Origin of the sequence: Pseudonocardia acidicola, from assembly GCF_012911935.1 — a bacterium.
In the GTDB taxonomy this organism is placed as follows: domain Bacteria; phylum Actinomycetota; class Actinomycetes; order Mycobacteriales; family Pseudonocardiaceae; genus Pseudonocardia; species Pseudonocardia acidicola.
In genome coordinates this window covers 70,506-95,553 of sequence record NZ_JAAXLA010000007.1, presented here as the reverse complement: position 1 = coordinate 95,553, position 25,048 = coordinate 70,506, and the positions used below count along the sequence as shown (strand labels likewise).

Annotated in this window: 24 protein-coding genes and 1 pseudogene; 15 read left to right on the top strand and 10 right to left on the bottom strand. The window is 69.6% G+C overall.

The genetic code is table 11. The annotated features are described in order from the left end of the window. Window positions 1–13: 13 nt before the first annotated feature. From HF526_RS06075 to HF526_RS06060, 4 genes are all read right to left on the bottom strand, one after another. Window positions 14–919 carry an HpcH/HpaI aldolase/citrate lyase family protein gene (locus tag HF526_RS06075; RefSeq protein ID WP_169380267.1) on the bottom strand — a complete coding sequence of 302 codons (906 nt, stop codon included), beginning with the start codon at window positions 917–919 and terminating at the stop codon, window positions 14–16. Between the two features lie 24 nt (window positions 920–943). Further along, window positions 944–2,140 carry a CaiB/BaiF CoA transferase family protein gene (locus HF526_RS06070; RefSeq protein ID WP_169380266.1) on the bottom strand — a complete coding sequence of 399 codons (1,197 nt, stop codon included), beginning with the start codon at window positions 2,138–2,140 and terminating at the stop codon, window positions 944–946. A 27-nt stretch (window positions 2,141–2,167) separates the two neighbouring features. Further along, window positions 2,168–3,466, bottom strand: coding sequence for an MFS transporter (locus tag HF526_RS06065; protein ID WP_169380265.1), 1,299 nt, complete (start codon window positions 3,464–3,466; stop codon window positions 2,168–2,170). Between the two features lie 62 nt (window positions 3,467–3,528). Beyond that, complete coding sequence (locus tag HF526_RS06060; protein WP_169380264.1) at window positions 3,529–4,593, bottom strand: LacI family DNA-binding transcriptional regulator; 1,065 nt, start codon at window positions 4,591–4,593, stop codon at window positions 3,529–3,531. A 188-nt stretch (window positions 4,594–4,781) separates the two neighbouring features. On the opposite strand from HF526_RS06060, the gene HF526_RS36820 reads away from it, so the two are divergent. The 14 genes from HF526_RS36820 to HF526_RS05990 all read left to right on the top strand — a co-directional run bounded on the left by HF526_RS36820 (window position 4,782) and on the right by HF526_RS05990 (window position 19,424). Beyond that, a complete protein-coding gene (locus tag HF526_RS36820) occupies window positions 4,782–5,510 on the top strand; it encodes an FCD domain-containing protein (RefSeq protein WP_169380263.1) in 729 nt (242 codons plus the stop codon). Window positions 5,511–5,723: 213 nt separating this feature from the next. Continuing rightward, the gene (locus HF526_RS06050) at window positions 5,724–6,725 is read left to right on the top strand and encodes a TIGR03619 family F420-dependent LLM class oxidoreductase (protein WP_169380262.1); all 1,002 of its coding nucleotides are present in this window, start codon (window positions 5,724–5,726) and stop codon (window positions 6,723–6,725) included. 31 nt (window positions 6,726–6,756) lie between these two features. Beyond that, window positions 6,757–7,542: a carbon-nitrogen family hydrolase gene (locus HF526_RS06045; RefSeq protein WP_169380261.1), complete on the top strand. Its 786-nt coding sequence runs from the start codon at window positions 6,757–6,759 to the stop codon at window positions 7,540–7,542. Between the two features lie 10 nt (window positions 7,543–7,552). Further along, window positions 7,553–8,236, top strand: coding sequence for a DUF2848 family protein (locus HF526_RS06040; protein WP_169380260.1), 684 nt, complete (start codon window positions 7,553–7,555; stop codon window positions 8,234–8,236). Window positions 8,237–8,276: 40 nt separating this feature from the next. Beyond that, entirely contained in the window at window positions 8,277–8,630 is a 354-nt protein-coding gene (locus HF526_RS06035; protein WP_169380259.1) for a cupin domain-containing protein, read from the top strand. Between the two features lie 10 nt (window positions 8,631–8,640). After that, window positions 8,641–11,055: a xanthine dehydrogenase family protein molybdopterin-binding subunit gene (locus HF526_RS06030; RefSeq protein WP_239028349.1), complete on the top strand. Its 2,415-nt coding sequence runs from the start codon at window positions 8,641–8,643 to the stop codon at window positions 11,053–11,055. Then, window positions 11,034–11,918, top strand: a complete 885-nt coding sequence (locus tag HF526_RS36815; RefSeq protein ID WP_338051324.1) for an FAD binding domain-containing protein — start codon at window positions 11,034–11,036, stop codon at window positions 11,916–11,918. Before HF526_RS06030 ends, HF526_RS36815 begins: the two co-directional genes overlap by 22 nt. Then, the gene (locus tag HF526_RS06020; RefSeq protein WP_169380256.1) at window positions 11,915–12,454 is read left to right on the top strand and encodes a (2Fe-2S)-binding protein; all 540 of its coding nucleotides are present in this window, start codon (window positions 11,915–11,917) and stop codon (window positions 12,452–12,454) included. The genes HF526_RS36815 and HF526_RS06020 overlap by 4 nt, the downstream gene beginning before the upstream one ends. Beyond that, window positions 12,447–13,613 carry an ABC transporter substrate-binding protein gene (locus tag HF526_RS06015; protein WP_169380255.1) on the top strand — a complete coding sequence of 389 codons (1,167 nt, stop codon included), beginning with the start codon at window positions 12,447–12,449 and terminating at the stop codon, window positions 13,611–13,613. The genes HF526_RS06020 and HF526_RS06015 overlap by 8 nt, the downstream gene beginning before the upstream one ends. Window positions 13,614–13,644: 31 nt before the next feature. After that, window positions 13,645–14,580 carry a branched-chain amino acid ABC transporter permease gene (locus HF526_RS06010; protein ID WP_169380254.1) on the top strand — a complete coding sequence of 312 codons (936 nt, stop codon included), beginning with the start codon at window positions 13,645–13,647 and terminating at the stop codon, window positions 14,578–14,580. A gap of 5 nt (window positions 14,581–14,585) precedes the next feature. Further along, window positions 14,586–15,629 (top strand): branched-chain amino acid ABC transporter permease, encoded by a 1,044-nt coding sequence (locus HF526_RS06005; RefSeq protein WP_239028370.1) that lies wholly within the window; start codon window positions 14,586–14,588, stop codon window positions 15,627–15,629. A 50-nt stretch (window positions 15,630–15,679) separates the two neighbouring features. After that, window positions 15,680–16,432, top strand: a complete 753-nt coding sequence (locus HF526_RS06000; protein WP_169380310.1) for an ABC transporter ATP-binding protein — start codon at window positions 15,680–15,682, stop codon at window positions 16,430–16,432. Between the two features lie 11 nt (window positions 16,433–16,443). Beyond that, entirely contained in the window at window positions 16,444–17,172 is a 729-nt protein-coding gene (locus HF526_RS05995; protein ID WP_169380252.1) for an ABC transporter ATP-binding protein, read from the top strand. After that, on the top strand, window positions 17,169–19,424 hold the full coding sequence (locus tag HF526_RS05990) for a thiamine pyrophosphate-dependent enzyme (protein ID WP_169380251.1): 2,256 nt from the start codon (window positions 17,169–17,171) through the stop codon (window positions 19,422–19,424). The genes HF526_RS05995 and HF526_RS05990 overlap by 4 nt, the downstream gene beginning before the upstream one ends. A 254-nt stretch (window positions 19,425–19,678) precedes the next feature. Here the strand turns inward: HF526_RS05990 and HF526_RS05985 are convergent, their stop codons facing one another. From HF526_RS05985 to HF526_RS37290, 3 genes and pseudogenes are all read right to left on the bottom strand, one after another. Further along, a complete protein-coding gene (locus HF526_RS05985; protein ID WP_169380250.1) occupies window positions 19,679–19,927 on the bottom strand; it encodes a WhiB family transcriptional regulator in 249 nt (82 codons plus the stop codon). 5 nt (window positions 19,928–19,932) lie between these two features. Then, entirely contained in the window at window positions 19,933–20,097 is a 165-nt protein-coding gene (locus HF526_RS05980; protein WP_169380249.1) for a hypothetical protein, read from the bottom strand. Between the two features lie 657 nt (window positions 20,098–20,754). Beyond that, window positions 20,755–21,261 (bottom strand): annotated as a pseudogene (locus tag HF526_RS37290) (IS30 family transposase); the annotation flags it as partial. Between the two features lie 679 nt (window positions 21,262–21,940). Here HF526_RS37290 and HF526_RS05970 point away from each other — a divergent pair. Further along, window positions 21,941–22,156, top strand: coding sequence for a hypothetical protein (locus HF526_RS05970; protein ID WP_169380248.1), 216 nt, complete (start codon window positions 21,941–21,943; stop codon window positions 22,154–22,156). 895 nt (window positions 22,157–23,051) lie between these two features. Here HF526_RS05970 and HF526_RS05965 read toward each other — a convergent pair. From HF526_RS05965 to HF526_RS05955, 3 genes are all read right to left on the bottom strand, one after another. Then, on the bottom strand, window positions 23,052–23,228 hold the full coding sequence (locus HF526_RS05965; RefSeq protein ID WP_169380247.1) for a hypothetical protein: 177 nt from the start codon (window positions 23,226–23,228) through the stop codon (window positions 23,052–23,054). Between the two features lie 59 nt (window positions 23,229–23,287). Further along, window positions 23,288–23,611, bottom strand: a complete 324-nt coding sequence (locus tag HF526_RS05960; RefSeq protein ID WP_169380246.1) for a GYD domain-containing protein — start codon at window positions 23,609–23,611, stop codon at window positions 23,288–23,290. Window positions 23,612–24,169: 558 nt separating this feature from the next. Beyond that, complete coding sequence (locus HF526_RS05955) at window positions 24,170–25,036, bottom strand: alpha/beta fold hydrolase (RefSeq protein WP_169380245.1); 867 nt, start codon at window positions 25,034–25,036, stop codon at window positions 24,170–24,172. Window positions 25,037–25,048: the final 12 nt, after the last annotated feature.

Sequence of the window (25,048 nt, the reverse complement as noted above, 5' to 3'; positions counted from 1 at the left end):
CCGGTGCTGATCTCTACAGGCCGAACAGCTCGGCCGTGCGGGTGATGTTGTCGGCGTGGCGCAGATGGGCGGCATCGACGAGCATCCCGTCGAGCCCGGTCGCCCCGCGTCCGGACGCCTCGGCCTCGCGGTAGGCGGCCACGACCTTGCGGGCATGCGCGATCTCGTCCGGCGTGGGGGCGAACGCGGCGTTGGCCAGTTCGACCTGGCTCGGGTGGATGGCCCACTTGCCGGTGTAACCCATCGCGGCGGCGCGCTCGCACGCGACGCGGTAGGCGTCCGGATCGCGGAAGTTGGGGAACGGGGCGTCAATCGCGTCGATGCCCGCGGCGCGGGCAGCCACCACCACGCGGGCGCGCGCGTAGTGCCACAAATCCCCGGGGTAGTCGACGACCGGGTCGAAGTTGGTGTCCACCCGGGCACCCTGGGAGGCGGAGAAATCCCCGGCTCCGAAGATGATCGCCTCCAGCCGCTCGCTGGCCCGGGCGATCTCGTCGACGTTCTGCAGGCCCTCGGTCTCCTCGATCAGCACCTCCAGGGCGACCCGCTTGCGCAATCCGAGCGTGTCCTCGAGCTGAGTGAGCAGCACGTCAACCCACCAGACGTCCCGCGCCCGGCGCACCTTCGGCACGATGATCACATCCAACGCCTCGCGGGCACCGGTGACGACCTCGATGACGTCGCCGTGCGCCCAGCGGGTGTCGATGCCGTTGATGCGGACGGCGCGGGCGGTGCGCCCCCAGTCGAGGTCGCGCAGCGCAGCCGCCGCCTTCGCCCGGGAGCCCTCCCGCTCCGCCGGGGCGACGGCGTCCTCCAGGTCGAGGAAGACCAGGTCCGCCCCGGACGCCGCGGCCTTGGCGAACATCCACTCATTGCTCGCCGGGGTGGCCAGCTCGGACCGGCGTGGCCGCACGGTCATCTCTCACGCTCCCTTGCGTTCAGGTCAGATCACGCCGTCGTCGGTCAGCCTGCGGCGCCGGTCGTCGTCAAGACCCAGCAGGCCGCCGTAGATCTCGTCGTTGTGCTCACCGAGCGCCGGACCGAGGTGCTCGACCCGGCCCGGCGTCGCGGAGAACCGAGGTACCGGGCCCTGGACCCGCATGGAGCCCAGGTCCGGGTCCGGATGGGCGGTGTAGACACCGCGGGCCTGCAGCTGGGGGTCGGCGAGCAGTTGCGCGGCGTCGTAGATCGGGGCGGCTGCGACCTCGGCCTCCTCGAAGGCGGCCACCGCGTCGTCGAGGGTCCGCTCGCCGATCCATTCGGCCATCACCCGGTCGATCTCGGCTGCATGGCGCAGCCGCTGCTGGGCCTCTGCGAAGCGCGGGTCGGTGGTGAGGTCGGCCCGGCCCACGGCGCGCAGCGCCCGCATCGCGATCGTCGGGGCGCTGCCCGACATGGCCAGCCAGTGCCCGTCCTTGGTGCGGTAGGTGTTGCGCGGCGCGCTGATGTCCCACCGGTTCCCCGTCCGCCCGGGCACGATTCCGAGTTGGTCGTAGCTCAGCACCGGCTGCTCGATGAGCCGGGCCAGCGGCTCGATGAGATTGACGTCGATCAGTTGGCCGTCGCCGCCGTGCACGTCGCGGTGGTAGAGCGCCATCATCACCGCATACGTCGCGGTGAGCGCCGCGACCCCGTCAGCGAGCATGAACGACGGCAGCGTCGGTGGTCCGTCGGGCTGCCCGGTGAGGTGGGCGAACCCGCTCATCGCTTCGCCCAGCGTGCCGAACCCCGGCCGGTCGCTCTTCGGCCCGCCCGCTCCGAACCCGGAGACGTGCAGCATCACCAGCCGGGGGTTGACCGTGGCGAGACATGGGTGGTCGAGTCCCCAGCGGCTGAGCGTGGACGGCCGCAGGTTCATCACCAGTACATCGGCGTGCCGGACCAGGTCGCGGAGCAGGTCGCGCCCCGGCGCCTTGCGCAGATTCAGCGTGACGGACTTCTTGTTGCGCCCCAAGCTCTTCCACATCAGCCCGATGCCGTCCTTCTGCGCCCCCCACTGCCGCAGCGGGTCACCGCCGTCGGGCTGCTCGACCTTGATCACCTCAGCGCCGAACTCGCCGAGCCAGGTGGCGACGAGCGGGCCGGCCGCCAGTGTGGCCGCATCGATCACCCGAATACCGGACAGCGGTCCCTCGGACATCCCTGCTCCCTCCTGCTGCGGATCCGGTCAGCTCGTGCTCGTCGAGGCGCCGCGCCGGTCGGCGATGTCCCCGGCCGGCGGCGTTCGAGGAGCGCTGCGCATCCCGACGCCCCAGGCCAGTGCGCCGATCAGGGCGAGGCCCCCGGCCACCGCCAACGGGACCACGAACGAGTTCGTCGCGTAGGCGAGCGCCCCGGTGACGATCGGGCCGAGAATGCCGCCGACGTTGCCCAGCGCATTGACGAACCCGGTGGCAGAGCCCGCCAGTCCGAGGCTGCGCATCACATCCTGCGTGGCCGCCCAGACCGCGCCGTTGGCGACGATGATCCCCGAGGTGGAGACCGACAGGAACGCCACCGCCGCTGCTGCCGACGAGGAGAAGGCGGTACCGAGGATCGCCAGCGCGGCCACCATCCCCCCGACCAGGACGATCTTGCGGGCGTTCAGCGACGAGACGCCGCGACGCAGCGCGGCGTCCGAGATCCGCCCGCCGAGCAGGCCCGCGACGAATGCGCAGATCCAGGGGATCGAGGTGGCGAAACCGGAGCCCAGTACCGAGAGGTGTCGATCCTGCACCAGGTAGCTGGGCAGCCAGGTGATGAACGTGTAGAGGAGGTAGAGCAGGCAGAAGTATCCGCTGGTGATCGCCCAGATGTCGCGATGCTTGACGATCGCGCTCCAGGGCGCCCGGCTCTTCTGCTGTTCGGGCTCCTGGCCCGCGAGGATCAGCTCACGTTCCTGTGCGGTCAGCCGCTGGTCCTCGAGCGGGTGCCGGTACCACGCGTACCAGAAGATCGCGGCGAGCAGCGAGAGCACCCCGGATGCGACGAACGTGCTCCGCCAGCCGTGGGAGCTGACCAGGAACGCCAGGACCGGCGGGCCGACGGCGGAACCGAGTGCGACCCCGGAGATGAACATGCTGCTGCCCAGCCCTCGTTCTGACCGGGGCAGCCAGTCCGACAGCGTCCGGATGGCGGCGGGCGCGAACGGCGCCTCTCCGACGCCGAGCAACAGCCGCGGCCCGAACATCGCCGCGACGGAGTGGGCGAAGGTGGTGAGGAAGCTGGAGACCGCCCAGACGAGCAGCGCGACCGAGTAGAGCACCCGGATACGCACGCGGTCGACGAGCATGCCGGCCGGCAGGTTGAGCAGCGTGTAGGTCCAGGTGAAGCTGGACAGCAGCAGCCCCATGACTGCCGCGTTGGTGTGGAACTCCTTGGTCAGCACCGGCGCGGCGATCGACAGATTCACCCGGTCGATGTAGGCGATCGCGGTGATGATCAGGACGAAGGTCGCGACGGCCCAGCGCCGGGGGGTCTTCAGCATGCTCGTGTTCCTCCTGGCACGTCGTTGTGCAGAGTTGCGTCGACCGCCGGCCGCGGCCTGCTTCACCCTCGGCGTCGGCCGGGTGGTGGCGCGGTCGATCCGGCAGGGCAGAGTTCGGGAGTGACGAGGTACGGACCGGGGTCCGGCACGGGCGTCGCACCGCCACGGGGCGGTTGCCGATCGTCGAGTCGTTCGCCCAACAGCCGGGCGGCTCGGCACGCCAGATCCTGATAGGAGACACAGACCGTCGTGAGTGGCGGGTCGCTGAGCGCGAACCAGGCCGGGTCGCCGTAGACCACCAGGGACAGTTCGTCGGGCAGACGGCGGCCGCTCGCGCGTACCGCCTGCGCAGCGCCGATGGACAACGAGCCGCCGCCGACCACCAGCGCCGTCGGCGTCCCTGGCTCCATCAGCAGCTGCTCGACCCCACGCCGCCCGTTCGCGCGAGTCGGTTCGAGTAACCGCATCGGCATCTCGTCGGGATCGAGACCGGCCAGCGCCATGCCGCGACGGATCCCCCGTAGCCGCGCTGCCCCGTTGGAGAGCAGCTCGGAGGTACCGAGGTAAGCGATGTCGGTGTGCCCGAGCGCGGCCAGGTGCAGCACGCTCTGGGCCATCGCCTGCTCGTCGTCGCCGAACACGCCGGGCGCGTCGATACCGCAGGCTCGGTGGAACTGCACGACCGGCAGGCTCGCCAACAACTGCTTGGTCGGATCGAGGATGTGTGTGCTCGGCGAGATGATCAGACCAGCGACCCGGCTCGCGACCAGTTCCTTGAGTTGCCGGAGCTCGCGTTCGGGATCGTTCTCGGTGATCGTCAAGATCATCTGCGTGCCGTTGGCGGACAGCAGTCGGGCGCATTCGGCGGCCACCGCGGAGTATGCCGGGGTGTCGACATAGGGAATGACGAACCCGACGAAGGCGTGGCTGGTGTTGGCCGACAAGGCGCGGGCAAGACGGTTTGCGACGTAGCCGCGCGCCTCGGCGTGCTGTCTGATCCGTTCTGCCAATTCCGGGCGCACGGCCGGGTTGCCGTTGAGTGCCCGCGAAATCGTTGCTGTCGAGACACCCAGGTCCCGTGCTAGATCCATTACGCCGACCTCGGCGCGTCGCGCTCGTGCAGCCATCGCATGTAAGCCTTTACAGCGATCGATGTAAACCTTTACATCACCTTCATCTCAGTACAACACGTGACATTCGCGGCGGTCAATGAGCACGGGGCGAGCGCCTGATGTCCGCAACGTCTGACCTGCGGGCCTTACCTGTGGACCTGACTTGACCGCAGAGCGCCTACAGTCGACTATGACCTATTGGCGTGGAGCCCGCCGCAGAGCGGGCCGCGGTTGAAGGCGAGGTGCAGGTGCCGGGGTCGAGGGCTGCTGCGGCGCCTCCCGAGACGATCGTCGACTACATCACCGAGCAGATCCGGCGCCGGATCGTGCTCGGCCAGCTGACTCCCGGGGAGCGGGTCCCGGTGTACGCGCTGGCCGAGGAGTTCGGGATCAGCCGGGTTCCGCTTCGCGAGGCGGTTCGCCAGCTCGAGGCCGAGGGCCTGCTGGACAACGTTCCCCGGCGCGGTGCCATCGTGCGCAGGCTGAACCGGCAGGATCTCGAGGACGCCTTCCGGGTCCTGAACGACATCGAGATCCTGGCGGTCGAGCGTGCGACCCGGGCCGCGGACGCGTCCGTCATCGCCGAGATGCGCTACTGGTCGGAGCGGATGCATGGCCTGGGGGAGGACTCGGTCTCCGGGGAATGGCTCGAGGCGCACCGGGAGTTCCACTTCGCGCTGTTCGAGGCCGCCGGTGACGGCATCCTGCTGCGGCACCTGAAGATGCTCTGGCACACCTGTCAGCGCTACGTCATGGCGGGCATGCCCGACCCCGAGCGGCAGCAGAGCTCGCAGGACGAGCACGTGCAGCTCATCGATCTGGTCGAGGCGAAGGACAGCGCCGGCGCGACGAGGTTGCTCGAGCACCACCTGGAGAACAGCCTCCGGTTCGCGCTGGCCAAGCTCGAGGAATCCGGCGCGGACGCGTCCTGAGCATCGCTCCTGGGCCGGCTGCCTCTCGGCGCCAGCTGGATCTTCTCCGCCATCAACTGCGGCCTTTCGACGGCTACGAGTTCGGCCGTCCGGTGATCTTCGCCCGGATTTAATCGATCCGTTAATCGATCAGTGCCGGGCCTGGCCGGCGCTCCCGGTCTTGCGCAGCCAACAGAATACTAATTACTGTCGCCTGCACGGAGGTGTGCGACTGTGACTGTGAAGATTGGCATCTGGGTGCCGTCGTATGCATGGAATCTCTCCGACGGCGGCGAACAGGCCCACCGGGTGAAGCGGCTGAAGGACTACATCGTCCGCTGCGAGGAACTCGGTTTCGACGTCTGGGACATTGATCATCTGCTCACCGCCCCCGGCCTCTACGGCAACGCGTGGCTGGAGCCGCTCTCGGTGCTCACCTACGCCGCGGCGCTGACCGAGAAGGTCATGCTGGGCACCGGAATCCTGGTCCTTCCACTTCGGAATCCGGTGTTGCTCGCCAAGGAGATCGCCACCCTGAGCCAGCTTTCGAACGACCGTTACATCTTCGGGGTCGGGCCGGGCTGGGATCCGAAGGAGTTCGAGTCCGTCGGCACTCGCATCTCCGAGCGCGGCCGGCGTACTGACGAGATCATCGCGGCGGTCCGGGAACTGCTCACCAAGGACAGCGCCAGCTTCGAGGGGGAGTTCTACTCCTTCCGCGACGTGACGATCGAGCCGCGGCCGATGAAGCACCCCGAGGTGTGGGTGTCCGGGGGGAGCCGGGTGCCGGATGAGAACTTCCACGATCGCGACTTCATGCCGAAGTCCGTGCTGAACCGGATCGCCAACGCCGACGCGTGGCTCTCCCGCTGCTCCGGCACCCAGGATCGGCTGTTGCGCGACTGGGAGACCGTCCAGAACCACGTCGAGTCGTCGGGCAAGCCCCGCGACGCAGTGCGCTTCGCCCACTGCAACTTCATCCAGCTCAGCCCGGGCAAGACCCGCGCGCAAGCGCTGGAGGAGCAGCGCGCGCACGCCGTCCGCGCGTTCGGCACGCACCGCAGCTACGAGCACCTGCAGGAGTGCTACCTGCTGGGTGAGATCGACCATCAGCTGGGGCGGCTCAAGGAGCTCGCCGGGCACGGCATGGACTACGTCGTTCTCGGCCCGCTCACCGACGCTCTCGACCAGCTGGACTTCATCGCCGAGCACCTGCAGCCCGAGCTCAACCGCTAGTGCCCGACCGGCTCCTTGAGAGAGGGTACGCATGCGTATCGCCGCAGTTCAGTTGCGTGTGTCGGACCTCGAGCCACCCCCGACGCGGCTCGAGGCGGCCCGGCAAGCGGTGCGGGCAGAGGCGGCCCGCGGTGCCGAGCTGGTCGTGCTCCCGGAGATGTGGCTGCCCGGGTTCTTCGCCTTCGACGACTACCCCCGGGTGGCCGAACCGCTGGATGGCCCGACCGCGACCGGGTTGTCGAAGTTGGCGGCAGAGTGCGGCGTGCATCTGTGCGCCGGCAGCCTCGTCGAGCGGTCGACGGAGGGGTCGCGGCGGCTGCACAACACCACCACGGTCTTCGGACCGGACGGAGCGCTGCTCGCGGCCTACCGCAAGATCCACCTGTACGGCTACGGATCGCGCGAGCAGGAGCTGTTGACCCCGGGCAGGGACGTGCTGACCTGTGAGATCGCCGGCGTCCGGGTGGGCCTGTCGACGTGCTACGACCTGCGGTTCCCCGAGCTGTACCGGGCAGCGGCCGCCGAAGATGCCGAGTTGTTCGTGGTCGTGGCCGGTTGGCCGTTCCCCCGGGTGGACGCGTGGCGCTGCCTGGCGCGGGCGCGCGCGATCGAGAACCAGGCCGCGCTCGTCGGCTGCAATGCCGCGGGCCGGCAGGGCAGCGGCGTCTTCGCCGGTGCATCGGTGGCCTTCAACGCCTGGGGTACGCCGCTCGGTGAACTGGACGACCGCCCCGGAATTCTGCGCGTCGAGATCGAGCCGGACGACATCCGTGCAGCCCGGGCGGAGTTTCCCGCGTTGCGCGATCGAGTTCTGTGAGGAGGGCGCTGTGCGCTTCAACGTGCAATGCACAGCGGTTGATCGCGAAGCCGACCTGGACGTCGAGTTCGTCCTGCTCGCCGGCTATACCGGCCGGGACCAAGAGGCCGTTCGCGCTCACATCGCCGAACTGGCCCGGCACGGTGTTGCCGCACCCGAGCAGGTTCCGGCCGTGTACGCGGTACCCGCCACGCGACTGGTCACGACACCCCGGATCGACGTCCACGGGGCACGGACCGCCGGCGAGGCGGAGTTCGTCATCCTCGACGACGGCGGGCGACTGCTGATCGGGCTGGGCTCGGACCACACCGACCGTGAGTTGGAGGAGCACTCGGTCGTGAAGTCCAAGCAGACGTGCGACAAGCCGATGTCGCCCGTGCTCTGGGAGTTCGACGACATCGCCGAGCACTGGGACCGGTTGCGGCTTCGCGCCGAGGTACGCACTCGCACCGGCTGGAGGCGTTATCAGGACGGAACGACCGCAAGCCTGCTCACCCCGAACCAGATCTTGCTGGAGGTCGGCAAGCGGGTGGGCCCGCTCGCGGGGGCAGCCGTCTTCTCCGGAACCGTCCCGCTCGTCGAGGGCGAGTTCCGCCATGGCCCGGGGTTCCGCGCGACGCTCGAGGATCCGGTGCTGGGCCGCAGCCTCGTGTGCGAGTACGCCGTACGGGAGCTTCCCGACATCGCATGTTGATCTTTATCCACTGTGGATGCATCAGGAGGATGTGAGGAGCATGGCCAAGCCGGAGATGGAGTTCTGGGACCCGTTCGCGGTCGACGCATCGGCGTGGACACCGATCGAGGGTGTCGAGGGCCTTGCCGAGTTGGTACTGGCGAACGACGAGGAGACCGGATCGGTGACCCGGTTGCTCCGGTTCGATCCCGGTTGCGACTCGAGCCCCATGGGGGTGCAGAAACACGACTTCTGGGAGGAGGTGCTGATCTACAGCGGGGCGATCCACGACCTCACTCTCGACCGGACCTTCTCGGCCGGGCAGTACGCGTGCCGGCCCCCGGGGATGGCACACGGTCCCTGGGTCGCGCCACAGGGATGCGTGACCTTCGAGGTGCGCACGTTCGGGCGCTGAGGTGATGTCCATGTCGCCGACCCCGCGCGGGGTGGGGGCGCGGGTCCAGCGCAACGAGGACCGCCGGCACCTGGGCGGTCAGGGCACCTTCCTGGCCGACATCGCCCTGCCGGGCACGTGCGACCTCGCCTTCGTGCGCAGCCCGATCGCGCACGGCCGGTTGCGGCGGATCTGCCCGCCGGCGGGAACGACGTCGGGAACGTTCTGGAGCGCCGTCGAGTTGGAAGGCCTCGCGCATCCGATCGTGGCCGATGCACGCCATCCGGCGTGGCGGGCGTCGGAATACCCCCTGCTCGCAAGGGGCAAGGTGCGTTTCGTCGGCGAGCCGGTGGCGGCGGTGATCGCCGGGAGCCGGGCGCTGGCCGAGGATCTCGCCGAGCAGGTCGAGATCGACATCGACGAGCTGCCCCCGCTCGTCGACCCGGTGCTCGCGCTCGCCCCGGATGCTCCGTTGGTCCACGACCACTGGGCGGACAACCGCTTCCTCGCCACCTCGGCCGACCTCGGTGACGTGGACGCCGCGAAGGCCGAGGCCGCGGTGAGCATCACCCGCCACTACGCGATGGGCCGGCACAGCGGCGTCCCGATGGAGACGCGGGGCGCGCTGGCGCACTACGACCAGCGGCTGGACCAGCTGGTGGTGTACTGCTCGACCCAGGTTCCGCACCTGGTGCGCACCGCGTTGGCCGAGGTGCTCGGCATCGCCGAACGGCGGCTGCGGATCGTGGCGCCCGACGTCGGCGGCGGGTTCGGGATCAAGTGCAACCTCGACCCGGAGGTCGCCCTGGTGGCGGCGGTCGCGTTGCGTTCACCGTATCCGGTGCGCTGGATCGAGGACCGCTGGGAACACTTCGTCGGCGCGATTCACGCACGCGACCACCGGTACCGCATCACCGCGCACGCCGCCGCCGACGGCGAGCTGCTCGCGGTGGAGGCCGACGTCCTGGTGGACGTGGGTGCCTACTCGGTCTGGCCGTGGACGGCCGCAATGGAAGCCGGGATGTCCTCGGGCATGATCCCAGGGCCCTACCAGCTGCGGAACTACCGCTTCACCTCGACCACCGTGGCGACGAACAAACCGCCGCTCGGCCCCTACCGCGGTGTCGCCCGGCCCGGGGCGTGCTTCGCGATCGAACGCACGATGGACGAGCTGGCGATCGTGCTGGGGATGGAGCCACGCGACATCCGGCTGCGCAACCTCGTCCAGCGTCACCAGATGCCCTACACCTCGGTGACCGGGCGGGTGTACGACAGCGGCGACTACCCGGAGTCGGTACGCCGCGCCGCGCACCTCGTCGATCACGACGGTATCCGTTCCCGCCAACAGGCCGGTGCTGAGTCCGAAAGGGACGGTTCCGGACGCCGGATCGGCGTCGGCTACGCGATCTACACCGAGCAGACCGCGCACGGGACCAAGGAGTGGGCGCTGCGCGGTCTGCCGGTGGTGTTCGGGTTCGAGCAGGTTCGCGCCGTCCTCGACCCGTCGGGAAGCCTGACCCTCAGCACCGGGATCCAGTCCCACGGGCAGGGACTCGAGACGAGCCTGGCGCAGGTGGCACACGATCTGCTCGGGCTCGATCCCGCGGAGGTCAGTGTCCGCCACGGCGACACCGATACCGCGCCCTACGGCATGGGGACCTTCGCCTCGCGCAGCATGGTGATGGCCGGTGGCGCAGCGCACGGTGCGTGCACGCAACTCGCGGACAAGGTCAAGGACGTCGCCGGTGCGCTGATGGGCTGCGCCAAGAACGACGTGGAGTTGCGGGGCGGCAAGGCCGAGGGGCCGAACTCGAGCCTGACCCTCGCCGAGATCGCCCATGCGGCGTACCTCCGTCCTGATCTACTGCCGCAACGGCTACCGCCGGGCCTCGACGTGACCTGCGCTTATCAGCCACTCGTGGACACCGGGGCCTACTCGTACGCGACGCATGCCGCCGTCGTCGAGGTCGATCTGGACGACGGGCATGTCCGGCTGCTCGACTACGTGGTCGTCGAGGACTGCGGCACGGTCGTCAATCCGATGATCGTCGACGGCCAGATCCAGGGCGGCGTCGCGCAGGGCATCGGCACCGCGCTGCTCGAGGAATTCACCTACGACGAGCTCGGGCAGCCCAAGGTGACGACTTTCGCCGACTACCTGATGCCCGGTGCCACCGAGGTGCCGGACATCCGGATCGAGCACATGGGGACCCCGTCGCCGTTCACCACGTTGGGTATCAAAGGGATGGGGGAGGGCGGCGCGATCGCACCGCCCGCCGCGATCGCGAACGCCGTGACCGACGCGTTGCGGCCGCAAGGGATCGCGGTCAACCGGACCCCGATCACCCCACAGCGGCTCTGGCTGGCATGTGCCGACCGGCCGGCTCGCCATGACCGGGTCGACGGGCTGGCCGACTCCGCCCCGTGGCCGGATGGTGCCTCGTGAAACCGGCACCGTTCCAGTACGTCCGTCCCTCCACTGTGGATGAAGCGGTGGGTGTGCTGGGCGAGCACGGGGACGACGCGAAGATCCTGGCCGGCGGGCAGAGCCTGCTGCCGCTGCTCAACCTGCGGCTCGCTGTGCCGTCGGTCCTCGTCGACATCAGCCGGCTGCGGCAGTTGCGGGGTGCCTCCCTCTCCGGCGCCGGTGCGACCCGGTACGGCGCCTGCGTGGTGCACAGCGAGATCGAGGACGGCGTCGTGCCGGACCGCTCGGCCGGCCTGATACGCGCTGCGGCAGCTGGCATCGGCTACCGCGCCATCCGCAATCGCGGAACCCTGGGCGGCAGCCTCGCCCACTCCGACGGCTCGGCCGAATGGCCGGTGATCATGGCCGCCCTCGGTGCGGAGGTGCTGGCCCGCTCGGCCCGCGGGGAACGCGCGGTGTCGTGCCGGGAGTTCGTGCAGGGCTTCTTCACCAACGCATTGCACGAGGACGAACTCATCGTCGGCGTCGACGTACCGCCCGTGAAACCGGGTGCCCGATGGGGGCTGCACAAGGCGGCCCGCAAGCCCGGAGAGTTCGCGGACTCGCTGGCGGTCGCGGTGGTCGACGTCGCCCCCGACGGAGTGGTGCGCTCGGCCGACGTCTGGCTCGGAGCCGCCCGCGATGTCCCGCTGCGGCTGCCTGGCGTGGAGAACGCGATGACGGGACGGCGGCCGACCGATCTGTCCCGATCCGAGGTTGTCGAACTCGTCGCCGAGCAGTGCCGCAGCGGCATCGACGGGCCGTCCCGGTACGCCGCTCACCTGCACGGAGTCACGGTCGCTCGGGCGCTCGCCCAGCTCACAGCGCAAGGAGAGGGATGAACGACAACATTACCTCGACGGTCACGGTGAACGGTGCCGGCCGGACGATGACACTTCCCGCTCGCACCTCGCTCGCCGATGCCTTGCGCGACACGCTCGGTCTGACCGGCACCCGGCTCGGCTGTGAGCACGGCGTCTGCGGTGCCTGCACCGTGCTCGTCGACGATCGGCCGGTGCGCTCGTGTCTCACCCTCGCCGCGGCGTGCGACGGGCACGAGGTGCGCACGGTCGAGGGGCTTTCCGGGCCCGTCGCCGAAGCGCTGCGCGAAGCCTTCCGCGCCGAGCACGGCCTGCAGTGCGGCTTCTGCACCGCAGGCATGCTCATCACCGCCTACGACGTCATCGAACGCCACGGGCCGGCTCCCCGTGCCGAATTGACCGCCGAGGACGTGCGCGGCGAACTCGCCGGGAACCTGTGCCGGTGCACCGGCTATATCGGGATCGTCCGAGCCGTTGTTCGCGCCGCCCGGTCAGTCGGCTCCGATGACCTGGCCGCCACCACATCGGCGTCCATGGTGGGGGTGCGCGGTGAGTAGTCGGCGGTTGATCCTGGCAGCGGCCACCGCCGTGCTCCTCGCGGTGAGCGCCTGCTCGCTGAACACCGGCAGCAGCGGCGGCGGTGGGCTGGCCTGCCGCGACGTCAAGCTCGCGTACATCGGCCCGTTGTCGGGGCCGAACCAGACCTTCGGCACCACCGCATACGACGGGGTGAAGCTCTCCGTCAAGGACTTCGAGCAGGCGCATCCGGGCTGCGCGATCGCCGGCGTCGACGCGTTCGACACTCAGGGCGACCCCGGCCAGGTCCCGGCCCTGGCGCAGAAGGCGTTGAGCGACAAGCAGATCGTCGGCGTCGTCGGTCCCGGATTCTCCGGGGAGGTCAAGGCTGCGCTGCCGATCCTCGATGAGGCGGGAGTACCGACGATCACCTCCTCGGCGACCAACGCCGATCTTTCCAAGCAGGGCTGGAAGGTCTTCCACCGCACCGTGGGGAACGACGACGTGGAGACAACCGGTCTGACCGATTACCTGGTCAGCACCCTCAAGGTCAAGACGGTGGCGGTGGTCGACAACGGCCAGGCATACGGCAAGGGGAGCGCCGACCTTTTCGCCCGCAAGATCGAGCGCCTCGGTGCCCGCGTTGTGGTGCGCGACTCGATCGACGCGTCCAACCAGGACTACTCCTCGACCGTCATCGCGCTTGCCGCGGCCCGGGCCGATGCGGTCTTCTGCGGTTGCCTCTACCCGGAGGCGGGGCGGATCGTGAAGCAGTTGCGCAGCGCCGGGTCGGCGGCGGCGTTCGTCGGACCGGCCGGGACCTACTCGCCGGACTTCATCAAGGACGCGGGCGCATCGTCGGCCGAGGGCACCTACGTCTCCGCTGCTTCCGCGCCGATCGGGGAGTTCGCGGGCTACGACCGCTTCGCCGCCGCGTGGCAGAAGGACTACGGCACCGTCCCCGACGTCTACTCGCCGGAGGCCTATGACGCCGCAACGGCCTTCCTCACCGCGATCAACGACGGGCAGCGGACCCGCGCTGCGATCAACACGTGGCTCGACAGCGCCGACTTCAACGGTCTCAGCGGGCCGATCAAGTTCACCGCCGGGGGTGACGTGGTGCGCACCAAGGTGGCGATCTACCAGGTCAAGGCCGGGCAGTTCCACGTCGTCGCCCAGGTACCGGTGTCACAGAGCTAGTCGAGCCGAGCCGGACAGCTGGGAGGCAGCCATGGGTCAGATCTGGCCGGCGACGGTCGCAGGCCTGGTCTTCGGATCGATCTACGCCCTGATGGCGCTGGGTTACACCTTGATCTACCGGGTGCTGAACGTCATCAACTTCGCCCACGCCGAGTCGTTCATGGTGGGAACCTTCGGCACGCTCTTCGCCGCACGCTGGTTGGGCATTCTGCCCGGTCCGGACTCCGTCCGGGACGGTGCCGGCGCCGTCGTAGCGCTCGGCGTGGTGCTGGTCGCCGCGGTGGTCTTCGCGGCCGCCGCCTCGGCCGCGCTCGAACTGGCCGTCTTCGGGCCGTTGCGGCGCCGCGGCGGCGGCCCCGCACCGACCATGATCGCCGCGCTCGGGGCCTCGCTGTTCCTGCAGGAGGTCTTCGGGCTGTGGCGGGGCCGTGATCTCGAGCCGTTTCCGCGCCTGCTCGAGCACACCCCGTTGTTCACCGTGTTCGGGGTGGGGGTTTCCGCCGTCCACATCGTGGTTGTCGTGGTCGCGCTGCTGGTGGCCCTCGGTGCGGACCGCTTCGTGAACTCGACGCAGCTGGGCGCCGCTATCCGGGCCACGGCGCAGGACCGGGACACCGCCACCCTGATGGGCATCAACACCGGGCGGGTGATCCTGCTGACCTTCGTCGTCGCCGGGGTGACGGCAGGAGTCGGGGCGACGCTGTTCATGACGGTGTACGAGAACACCTACTACTTCATCGGGTTCGTCATCGGGATCAAGTCCTTCACCGCCGCTCTGCTGGGCGGGATGGGCAACGTCCGCGGGGCGATTCTCGGTGGATACCTCGTGGGTGTGATGGAGAACTACGGCGCGATCGCCTTCGGGGCGGAGTGGAAGGACACCGTCGTCGTCGCCGTCCTCGTGCTCGTCTTGCTGGTCCGGCCCACCGGTGTCCTGGGTACTCGACTGCAGACCGTGAGGGTGTGAACCAGATGTCTTCCGGCGCACCATCCATCGCCCACCTGCTACGTGGCCGCCCGATGTGGGTGTCCATACCCCGGCCGGTCCGCATCATGGTCGGGGTGGCCGGCTGCGGGTTGCTCTACCTGCTCCCGATGCTGGTCGTCCCCGTCCTGGACACCGCGGGGTCGGACTTCGCGAGTGTGCTGTTCTATCCGGTCGGGATCTACGTGCTGCTTGCGATCGGGCTCAATGTGCTGGTCGGCATGACCGGCCTGATCAACGTTGGTTACGCCGGCTTCTTCGCGATCGGCGGCTACGTGATGGCGGTACTCGGAACCCAGCTGCAGTGGTCCTACTACGTGATCACACCGGTGGCGGCCATCGTCGGCGCCTTCGCCGGACTGCTGCTGGGGATCCCGGCCATTCGGTTGCGCGGTGACTACCTCGCCATCGTCACGCTCGGCTTCGGCGAGATCGTCCAGGAGATCGCGAAGAACGTGGAGCACCTGGGCGGCCCGAGCGGAATCAACGCCATACCGCATCCGGGCGGCATCGGCCCGCTCACCTTCGGCTACCTCGATCCCCGGCCCTACGGCTGGCTGTTGATCACGATCATCCTGGTCGTGCTGCTCGTGGTGCGCCTGCTCGACCGCAGCCGGGTCGGCAGAGCCTGGAACGCCACCCGCGAGGACGAGGACGCCGCGGAATTCATGGGGGTCCCGACCTTCCGGTTCAAGCTGCTGGCGCTGGCGCTGTCGTCGGCCATCGGCTCGATCGCCGGAACGTCGTACGCGGCGAAGGTGGGCTTCATCTCGCCGGACAACTTCCCGTTGCTGCTGTCGGTGCTCGTCCTCGCCGCGGTGATCCTCGGCGGGGCGGGCAGCATAGCGGGGGTGGTGGCCGGCGCCGTCCTCGTCGGCTACCTGCCCGAGCGGTTCCGGGTCTTCTCCGACTATCGGGTGCTGCTCTTCTCCGCCGCCGTGGTGATCCTCATGATCTGGAGGCCACAGGGATTGTTCGCCCGGCGCGGGCGAAGGCCCGCCGATGTGGACGCCGAGCCGGAGTCGGCGTGAGTACCCCGGCGTCGCCCACCGGTCCGCTGCTCGAGGTGCGGGACGTCTCGATGGCCTTCGGCGGGGTCCTCGCGCTACGGCAGGTGTCGCTGTCGGTCGGCCGCGGCCAGATCATCGGGTTGATCGGCCCGAACGGCGCCGGCAAGACGACGCTGTTCAACCTCGTCAGCGGCTATTACCGGCCGACCGCGGGGGAGATCGTGTTCGACGGCACGCCGTTGCCGGGGGCGAGCCGGCACAAGATCACCCGGCTGGGAATCGCCCGGACGTTCCAGAACCTCAGGGTCTTCGACCGGATGACCGTGCGGGAGAACGTCCTGGTCGGTGCGGACGCCCACCACCGGACCGGGCTGGTGAACGCGCTGTTCCGGTTGCCTCGGCACCGCCGGGAGGAGGCCCGAGGCCGGGCGATCGCCGACGAGTCGCTCCGCCTGGTGGGGCTGTCCGACCGCGCCGAGGAGTTGGCGGCCAACCTCTCCTACGGTGAACAGCGGCGCCTGGAGATCGCTCGGGCGCTGGCCACCGGGCCTCAACTGCTGCTGCTCGACGAGCCGGCGGCCGGGTCCAACCCGGCGGAGAAGGATCGGCTGGTCGAGCTGATCCGCGAGATCCGCCGGCGAGGCCACGCCGTACTCGTGATCGAACACGACATGGGGATGGTGATGGACGTGTGCCAGCGGATCGTCGTACTCGACTTCGGCATGGTGATCGCCGAGGGCCGCCCGGCCGACATCCAGAGCGACCCAGCCGTGATCGAGGCCTACCTCGGAGCGTCCACGCTCGAGCCGACCGAGACCACGTGAAGGGGGCGACCATGCCTGACCTGCTCGACATAGCGGATCTGCACGTGCTGCACGGAAAGGTGCGTGCGCTGCGCGGTGTCGGGCTGTCGGTCCGGCCCGGGGAGATCGTGGCGTTGATCGGGGCGAACGGGGCGGGCAAGACCACCACATTGCGCGCCGTGTCCGGCCTGGTACGGGCCCGGCGCGGCAGGATCCGGTTCGACGGTCGCGACATCTCCCGCGTCCCGGGCCACCGGATCGTCGGCATGGGACTGTCCCACGTACCGGAACGCCGCCGGATCTTCCCGGCGATGACCGTCATGGAGAACCTTCGGCTCGGCGGCTTTCTGCGCGGCCGCCGGGACCGAACCCTGGCTGCCGACCTGGATCGTGTCCTCGAGCTTTTCCCACGCCTCGCCGAGCGCGCCGGCCAGGTCGGCGGGACGCTCTCCGGCGGCGAGCAGCAGATGCTCGCGATCGGGCGCGCGCTGATGTCCAAGCCGCGGATGCTGCTGCTGGACGAGCCGTCGATGGGACTGGCCCCGCTGATGGTCGAGCAGATCTTCCGGATCATCGCCGAGATCAACGCGCAGGGGGTGACCGTCCTGCTGGTGGAACAGAACGCCGCCCAGGCGCTGGCCATGGCGCACCGGGCCTATGTGCTGGAAGGGGGACGGGTCGTGCATTCCGGAGCTGGACGGGACCTGTTGCACGACGACGCGGTACGCCGGTCCTATCTGGGAGTGAAAGCAGCGGTATGACCGACGGGCGCGAGGACATCGACAGGAATTTCGTGGCGGCCGTCCGGGCGCTGGAGCCGGCGGAGCGGCGGAGCGACCTGGCAGAGCCGCTTCGCGCCGGGACCACGCTGACCGGCCGGGAGGCGATCGAGCTCTTCGAGGCCCAGGCCGGCAGCCGGCATCTGGACTTCGCTGCTCGCTACCTGCGGGCCCGCAACCAGGGCTTCTACACCATCAGCTCGGCCGGTCACGAGTCGAACGCCACCGTCGCCGCAGCGCTGCGCCCCACCGACCCGGCCCTGCTGCATTACCGTTCGGGCGGCTTCTATCTGCGGCGCGCCCGCCAGGTACCGGGTATCGACCCGCTCCGCGACGTCCTCCTCGGGCTGGTCGGGTCGGTGGAGGAGCCCATCGCCGGTGGCCGGCACAAGGTGTTCGGCCGCCATGAGCTGGCCGTCATCCCGCAGACCTCGACCATCGCTTCGCACCTGCCCCGCGCGATGGGCATCGCCTTCGCGATCGAGCGGGCCCGCAAGCTCGGGACCGGCTCCGTCTGGGCGGACGACGCGATCGTGGTCGCCAGCTTCGGCGATGCCTCCGCCAACCACTCGACGGCGACCGGTGCGATCAACGCCGCGACGTACGTCAGCTACCAGGGCCTGCCGATGCCGCTGCTGTTCGTCTGCGAGGACAACGGGATCGGGATCAGCGTTCCGACACCGGCCGGGTGGATCGCCGCGGCATACGCCGCGCGGCCGGGGCTGCAGTACGTCGGGGCCGACGGCGTGGATCCGCTCGGGGCGTGGGACGCGGCGCAGGAGGCGGCGGCCTGGGTGCGGGACCGGCGATCGCCGGCGTTCCTGCACCTGCGCACGGTCCGGTTCATGGGGCACGCCGGCTCCGACCTGGAGACGTCCTACCGCGCGAAGTCGGCGATCGAGGCCGACTGGGAGCGCGATCCGCTGACGGCGACGGCGCGACTGCTGGTCGCCTCGGGCGTACTCACCCCGGGCGAGGTCATCGCGCGTTACGAGGCGATTCGCCACGCCGTCGCGCAGATCGCCGAGGACGTCGCCAGCCGGCCGCGGCTGGACTCGCTCACCACCGTTCTCGCGCCGCTCGCGCCACACAGCCCACAGCAGGTCGCCACCGCCGCCGCTCGTGCCGCTGATCCGGAGTACCGCGAACGCGTCTTCAGCGGTCAACTCCCGGAGGGCGAGGGCCCGCTCACGCTGGCGCTCTCGATCAACCGGGCGCTGGCCGACCTGCTCGCGGCCCGTCCGGAAACCCTGGTCTTCGGCGAGGATGTCGGGCGCAAGGGCGGGGTGTACGGCGTCACGCGCGGTCTGCAGAAGCGGTTCGGCGCGGCGCGGGTCTTCGATTCGCTGCTGGACGAGCAGTCGATCCTCGGCCTCGCGCTCGGCGCCGGCGTGTCCGGGCTGCTGCCGATCCCGGAGATCCAGTACCTGGCGTACCTGCACAATGCCGAGGACCAGATGCGAGGCGAGGCGGCGACCCTGCAGTTCTTCTCGCGGGGACAGTATCGCAACCCGATGATCGTGCGGGTCGCCGGCTACGGCTATCAGCGGGGCTTCGGCGGGCACTTCCACAACGACAACGCACTCGGCGTCCTCCGGGACGTGCCTGGCTTGGTGATCGCGTCGCCGTCCCGGCCGGACGACGCCACCGCGATGCTACGGACCTGCGCGGCGTCCGCCCAGGTCGACGGCTCGGTGTGTGTCTACCTGGAACCGATCGCGCTGTATCACCGGCGGGACCTGTACGTCGACGGCGACGCCGGGTGGCTGGCGCGCTATCCCGCGCCGGACGAGTGGGGGCCGACACACGTGCCGCTCGGACGAGGTCGGACTTACGGCGACGGACGCGACCTCACGCTGATCTCCTACGGAAACGGCGTGCCGATGAGCCTGCGGGTCGCCCGGCGCCTGGCCGATTCCGGGATCGGCGCCCGCGTGCTGGATCTGCGCTGGCTGGCGCCGTTGCCAGTCGACGACATCGTGCGTGAGGCGACCGCCACCGGGCACGCGCTCGTGGTCGACGAGACCCGGCGGACTGGGGGCGTTGCCGAGGGGGTGCTCGCGGCGCTGGCCGACGCCGGCTTCGGTGGGGCCGTGCGGCGGGTGGCGAGCGCGGACAGCTTCATCCCGCTCGGTGACGCGGCGCTGCACGTGCTGCTGGACGAACCGACCATCGAGAAGGCTGCGCACGTGCTCATCGGCGACGACAGCAACCGCCGCCGTCAGCAACACTGACGTCATCATTCGGCAGCCGCTGAGTGACTAACCGAGTGACAACCAACGCGCCATGCCGCGGACCCCACGGGGAGAGCACGGCGCGATAGATGTGCGGCTGCCCCAGCGTCCGGGGCTGCTTGCGAGGCTGTGTGGTGTCCACGGTGGAGGCTCCGTCCGGTCGTCGGTAGGTCGGTGGTGCGGCGGTACGGTGCGCGGGGGCGGGCCGGATACCCGCTGGCCCGTTCCCCTGGGCGGTCGCCCTGCAGCGGTGTTCAGGCGACGCGCGCGATCTTGCGCTGCTGGCGCTGCAGGGCGCGGCGCTCGTGCTCGCTGAGCCCGCCCCAGACGCCGGCGTCCTCCCCGGTCGTCAACGCCCAGTCCAGGCACCGGTCGGCCACCGGGCAGCGGGTGCACACGGCCTTGGCCTCGGCGAGCTGGGCCAGGGCCGGCCCGCTGGTACCGACCGGGAAGAACAGCTCCGGGTCCTTGTCGCGGCAGGCACCCTTCTGGCGCCAATCCATCTCGATCACTCCACTTCGGGACGGGCCACGTAGGCCTCCCGGCAGCAGGGCCGGGAGCACAGTTCGGCGATGCCGGACGCGTGGCCCCGCACGCGACACCCGCAGATGCGGCACCACACCTCGGGCGACGGGGCCTGGGTGGTCTTCTTGATCGGCAGCTCCAGTGCCATCGGATCGGTCCTCTCCTCTTGGATTCGTACTGCTCAGATGCGTGCTCGCGGGTTTCTGGTGATCATCTCCGCCCTTGTGGGTGGCTTTTGTCCCCTCTCCGGGCGAGGCCGGGTCCGGGCAGCGCCGGGCCCCGGAGGGGCTGGCCGAAGGGGATGGAGTCGGCGTGCGGGCCCACCCTCGCGCCGGTGGCGGGGTCCGTGCGTGGGTTCTCCTCTCAGCGCGCCGGCCCGGGCCGGGCGCGGGCTCATCGACCGCGCTCCGGCCCGGTGAGCTGACCTCCGGGCGTCTGCTGCTGACACCCGACCGGGGACCAGGACGGCGCTGATGGATCGGCCCTCGCAGCCCGGGCGGATCATGAGTGGTGTGGAAGACCGCCTCGCGGCCGCGGAACGCGGCGAGAATCCCACCGTGCTCGCCCGGCTCAAGACGGGCTGGGCGGTCATCGGCGACACCCAGCACCTCCCGGGTACTGCCTGTGTCTCTACCGGGCCGAGGCGAACCATCTCACCGACCTGCCTCGCTCCGAGCGGGCTGACTTCCTGCTCGAGATGTCGCTGCTGGGCGAAGCGGTGCAGAACGTCTGCAGCGCGCTTGATCCCCAGGTGGTTTCCAGGAGTCATCGCAACACTGGCTGGGATCCGGACGCCAGCAGTTGATCAAGTAGTGCTGCGGGGCTGCGGTATCCGAGGACCGCTCGGGGCCGGTGGTTGAGCTCGTGCTCGACCCGTCCGAGCGCAGCGGGGCTGTGCTCGGACAGGTCGGTGCCCTTGGGGAAAGTACTGGCGCAGCAGCCCGTTCGTGTTCTCGTTGCTACCGCGCTGCCAGGGTGAACCGGGATCGCAGAAGCAGACCGGGGTGTCGAGCGCGGCGGTGATCGCTGCGTAGCGCGCCATCTCGGTCCCCTGATCCCAGGTGAGCGAGATGGCGAAGGCGCGGGGAAGCGCTCCGAGGGTCTGGACCAGGGCGTTGGTGACGGTTTCGGAGTCGCGGCGCGGTAGGTGCACCAGTTTGACGTAGCGGGTCTGCCGCTCGACCAGGGTGCCGATCCCCGGCCGGTGTAGCGGCCCGACGAGCAGATCTGCCTCCCGGTGCCCGGGCACGGTGCGATCCTCGGGCGGGAACGGGCGCTCGTGGATGCTCAGCGTGGTGCCGCTGAACCGGCCCCGTCGTCCCCGAGTCGTCCCCGACCAGGGATATGCGCGCGACGGTGATCGCGACCGGTGCGCAGCGGTGACCGGGCCGGGGCCAGAACCACCGGTGGCCGCAGGAGTGGACTATCCGGGCGGTAGATCGCCTGGTGGATCGACTCCGCGCAGAGGCGCAGGTCGGCGCGGCCGGGGAAGCTCTCGTGTAGGTCACGGCTGACCTGTTGCGGGCTCCACCGCCAGGTCAGGCGCTCCGTCACGACCATCGACAGCTGTCGGCGGGTCGTCAGCTTGGTCGGCCGCCGGCGCCGACGGCGCAGTGCGGCCTTGCGGTGGGCCTCGAAGGGCCGGTACTGCCCGTCCGCGGCGGCGTTGCGTCGCAGCTCCCGGCTGACCGTCGGCGGCGACCGGCCGAGCGCCTCGGCGACGCGCGGATCGAGTGCCCGGCGCGGCGCATGTCGGCCATCTCGAGGCGCTCGTCCTGGGACCGGAACCGGTCGCTGATCGGAGCGAGCAGCAGCGGGTCCAGCGCAGGGACGAACGCGACGACCTCGCCGTTCGTGTAGACCTTGTAGCCGCGGCTCCAGCCCCGCGCGATCAGCCAGAGAAACCGCTGACGCTTGTCTGACCGCGGGCGACGACCGGGCCCCTTGCGGACACGACGAGACGACAACACGAGACCCCATTCTCGATCATCGTGTTGCGACCACCACTGGGAACCACCCCGACGCTAGGGGGGCAGCCCGGAGCCGCCGTCGACATGTGGGCCTACCCGGACCGCAAGGACCCGCGGTACCGGCTCGACAGCCGCCACGACGCCCTGCGGACGAAGCTGGCCGACGAGCTGATCAGGATCACCGCCGAGGCGGGGATGGGTTCCGCTTCCTGGCCCTCCGCGCTCCCGCGAAGGTGATTCTGCAGTCGAGGACTGGTGCCCTGTCAGTCGACGTTCGCCCTGAGGCGCCTGTCAGTCGGTGCTCAGCCGATCCGCGGCGCGGTGCAGCGCCATCCGGCCGGCCCAGCGGCAGAACAGTTCGAATCGGGCGGTGATCGCGCGGGGCGCCCGCGGTGCCGGCCGACCACGGCGACCTCGCGGCGGGGCCGGCAGCCCTGCCGCGAGGTCAGCCGTGACAGGCGGGTGCCGGTGGGGCCGTACGGGCGACACCGGGGGGCGTTCCGGCGTCGGGATGGCGGGTCGCCGGTGTGGTTACGGGTTGCTTAGCTACCGTCGTAACTGCGGTGCGTGACTATGGGTCCTCGACGAGTGGCGCTGACTGCTGCATTGGCCTCGCACGCCCAGGTTCACCTGCGCGACGATCTTGGCGCGCACGAACCCGCGGGGCCTTCCCGACGCCGGCCATCACCTCCGGCGGGCACTCCGAGACGGCGGCCCGTGTCGTCTGCGCCTGTTCACCAAACGTAGCCGCCCGAACCCGTCATCACGATGTGTTCCCTCGACCGCCGCTTCGAGGTCCCGGCCGTTCCGCAGCGCAACCGTCGACCGCAGGATGTGACCGTTCACCGCTGCCGTGGAACTCGAATGGGCGACCGGTCCTTGCCGTGGGGTTCCCCCGGCGTCGCCACTCGGGCAGCCCACCCCTGCGTTTGCCCAATTCGGGGGCAACGGTGGAGGGCCCTGGCAACTCCTGCGTCGGATGCTCGACCCGTCCGGGGCGCGCGGGGCGGCCCGGCAACGGCACAGACGGGCGCGGTGGACCCGTCGGCCCCTGTCGACAGGGATCTCCGCTCCGGGGCATGGCGGGGACCGTGCGACACACGGTGTTCGTGTCGCACGGTCCTACCAGGTCTCAGCCCTGGCAGGCGGGTCCGTCGAGCCCGAGGGCCTCGATCTTCTCGCAGCTCGACGACTGGGTCGGGTCCGCCCGCCGGGCCTCGATGATGATCAGCACGACGACGATGGCCGCGTATCGGCCGCCCCGGCCAGGTGGGTGGCGCAGCCCCCGCCGGAGGTGTCGAGCACGCACGTCACCACCCCGTCCGGGCCCCGCCGCACGGCGCGAGGGTCTCCGGTGAAGGAAGGCTGCTAGCTTGTTGCGATCTCGCCTCGGCCGAGTTGTTCATGGCTCTTGAGCTTGTCGATGAAGGACTCCAGCGGGACGGCAGCCAGAGTCTGGATCTTCACCGTTCCCCGGGAGGCCAAATCGACCGACAGATGCGCCACCGTCTCGTTGTCCGGCGCTTCCAGAATCGTGATGAAGTCATACGGGCCGAGCACCGCATATTGGGCGAGAACCTGGCAGCCCATGACCTTGACCTCGTCGTCGACCGCCCGCAGCCGGTCGGGATGGCTGTGCAGGGTCTGCCCCCCGTCGCCCACCAGCGTGCTGAGCAGGATGTATGTCGGCATGGTGCCTCCTTCGACGCGTTGAGGGACCTGGAGCAGTCACCGGGGTCGTCGGCTTGGTGCGCCCAGGCGCGCGAGTCCGGACCGGATTTGCCGGTCAGTGGATGCGATCGGCACGACGCCCTTGTCGACCAGCAACCCGGCCTCGATCGCATTCCTTGTGGGTTCCGCCGTGCATGGCAGCCACGCTGAGGATCGCGGCGAACCCACACACGGCGTAGGCGGTGGCATGAACGTGGCCGAGCGCGGCCACCGCCGCCACATGCGCGGCTGCACCCTCGCGAAGCACGCCACCACCGATGTGCCCGGGAGCAGTCTGCTGAGTCGGCGCTTTGTTGCCTGCCCCGCTGCCGGCCGCATGTCACTACCCGATCGGTCGCCGGGAACCACCCGGCAGCGACAGAGATTGACCTCGTTCAGGCTGTGCACAAGCCTGCTCCTCACCTTTCCGCCTGCGGGCCGAGCGGGTCGGCACGCCGAGAACCGAACGGGTTCCCGGCGACCTCGCCGCCCAAGCCATTCGGCTTACCGACGGTGGGCATCGATGAAGAGGGTCGTGGCTCAGGCGCTGGGCTGCGCCTCGACTTCCCGCTTGGTGATCTGCTCCAGCACGGGCATGAGGTACCTCTTGAAGGTCACCGGGTTCTCACACATCGGGAAATGTCCGATGTCCTCCATGATGATGGTTTCGCTGCCCTTGATCTTCTTCCCGGTCTGGGCGGTCATCTCCGGGGTACAGGCGAAGTCATAGACGCCGGTCATGAGGTACATCGGCACGTTGCCGCTGATCTTCTCGGCGAGCTGCCGGAAGTCGTGGTCGACGCTGTAGAAGTGCAGATCGCCGCGGAAGATGCCGGGGCCGCCCTGGGCGTAGTACCACCAGGTCTCCCAGCGGTAGTCCTCCGGGCTCTGCGGCGCCATCAGCCCGAACACCGAGGTGGCGCATGCCTCCCCACCATGCACCTCGGGGTGGTAGAGCCAGTCGATGAACCAGCCGGGTGAATAGTCGCACGCCTCGATCGCGATCAGAGCGCGCACTTTGTCCTCGAACTTGAGTGCCAGGTGCAGACAGATGTTACCGCCCATCGAGCTGCCCATGATGACGGGGCGTTCCAAGTCGAGGGCTGCACAGAATGCCATGACGAACTCGGAGTAGAACTTCGCCGTCAACCGGTACTCCTCATTCTGGAAGCCCGGCGGGGGGATCGACTTGCCGTGTCGTGGAAGATCCAGGGCGATCACCCGGAACTGGCTTGTGATGTCGGGATCGGCAAGCTGGTGGCGGTACTCGCGGGAATCGGTGCCGGCGGTGTGCAGACACACCAGAGGAGTTCCGTCGCCGGTCTCCTCGTAGAACACCCGGTATTCCGTTCCGTCATAGGGAACGTAAACGTAACGACCGACAATGGGATCGTGTTTCGCCGCCATCGTCCTGAGCTC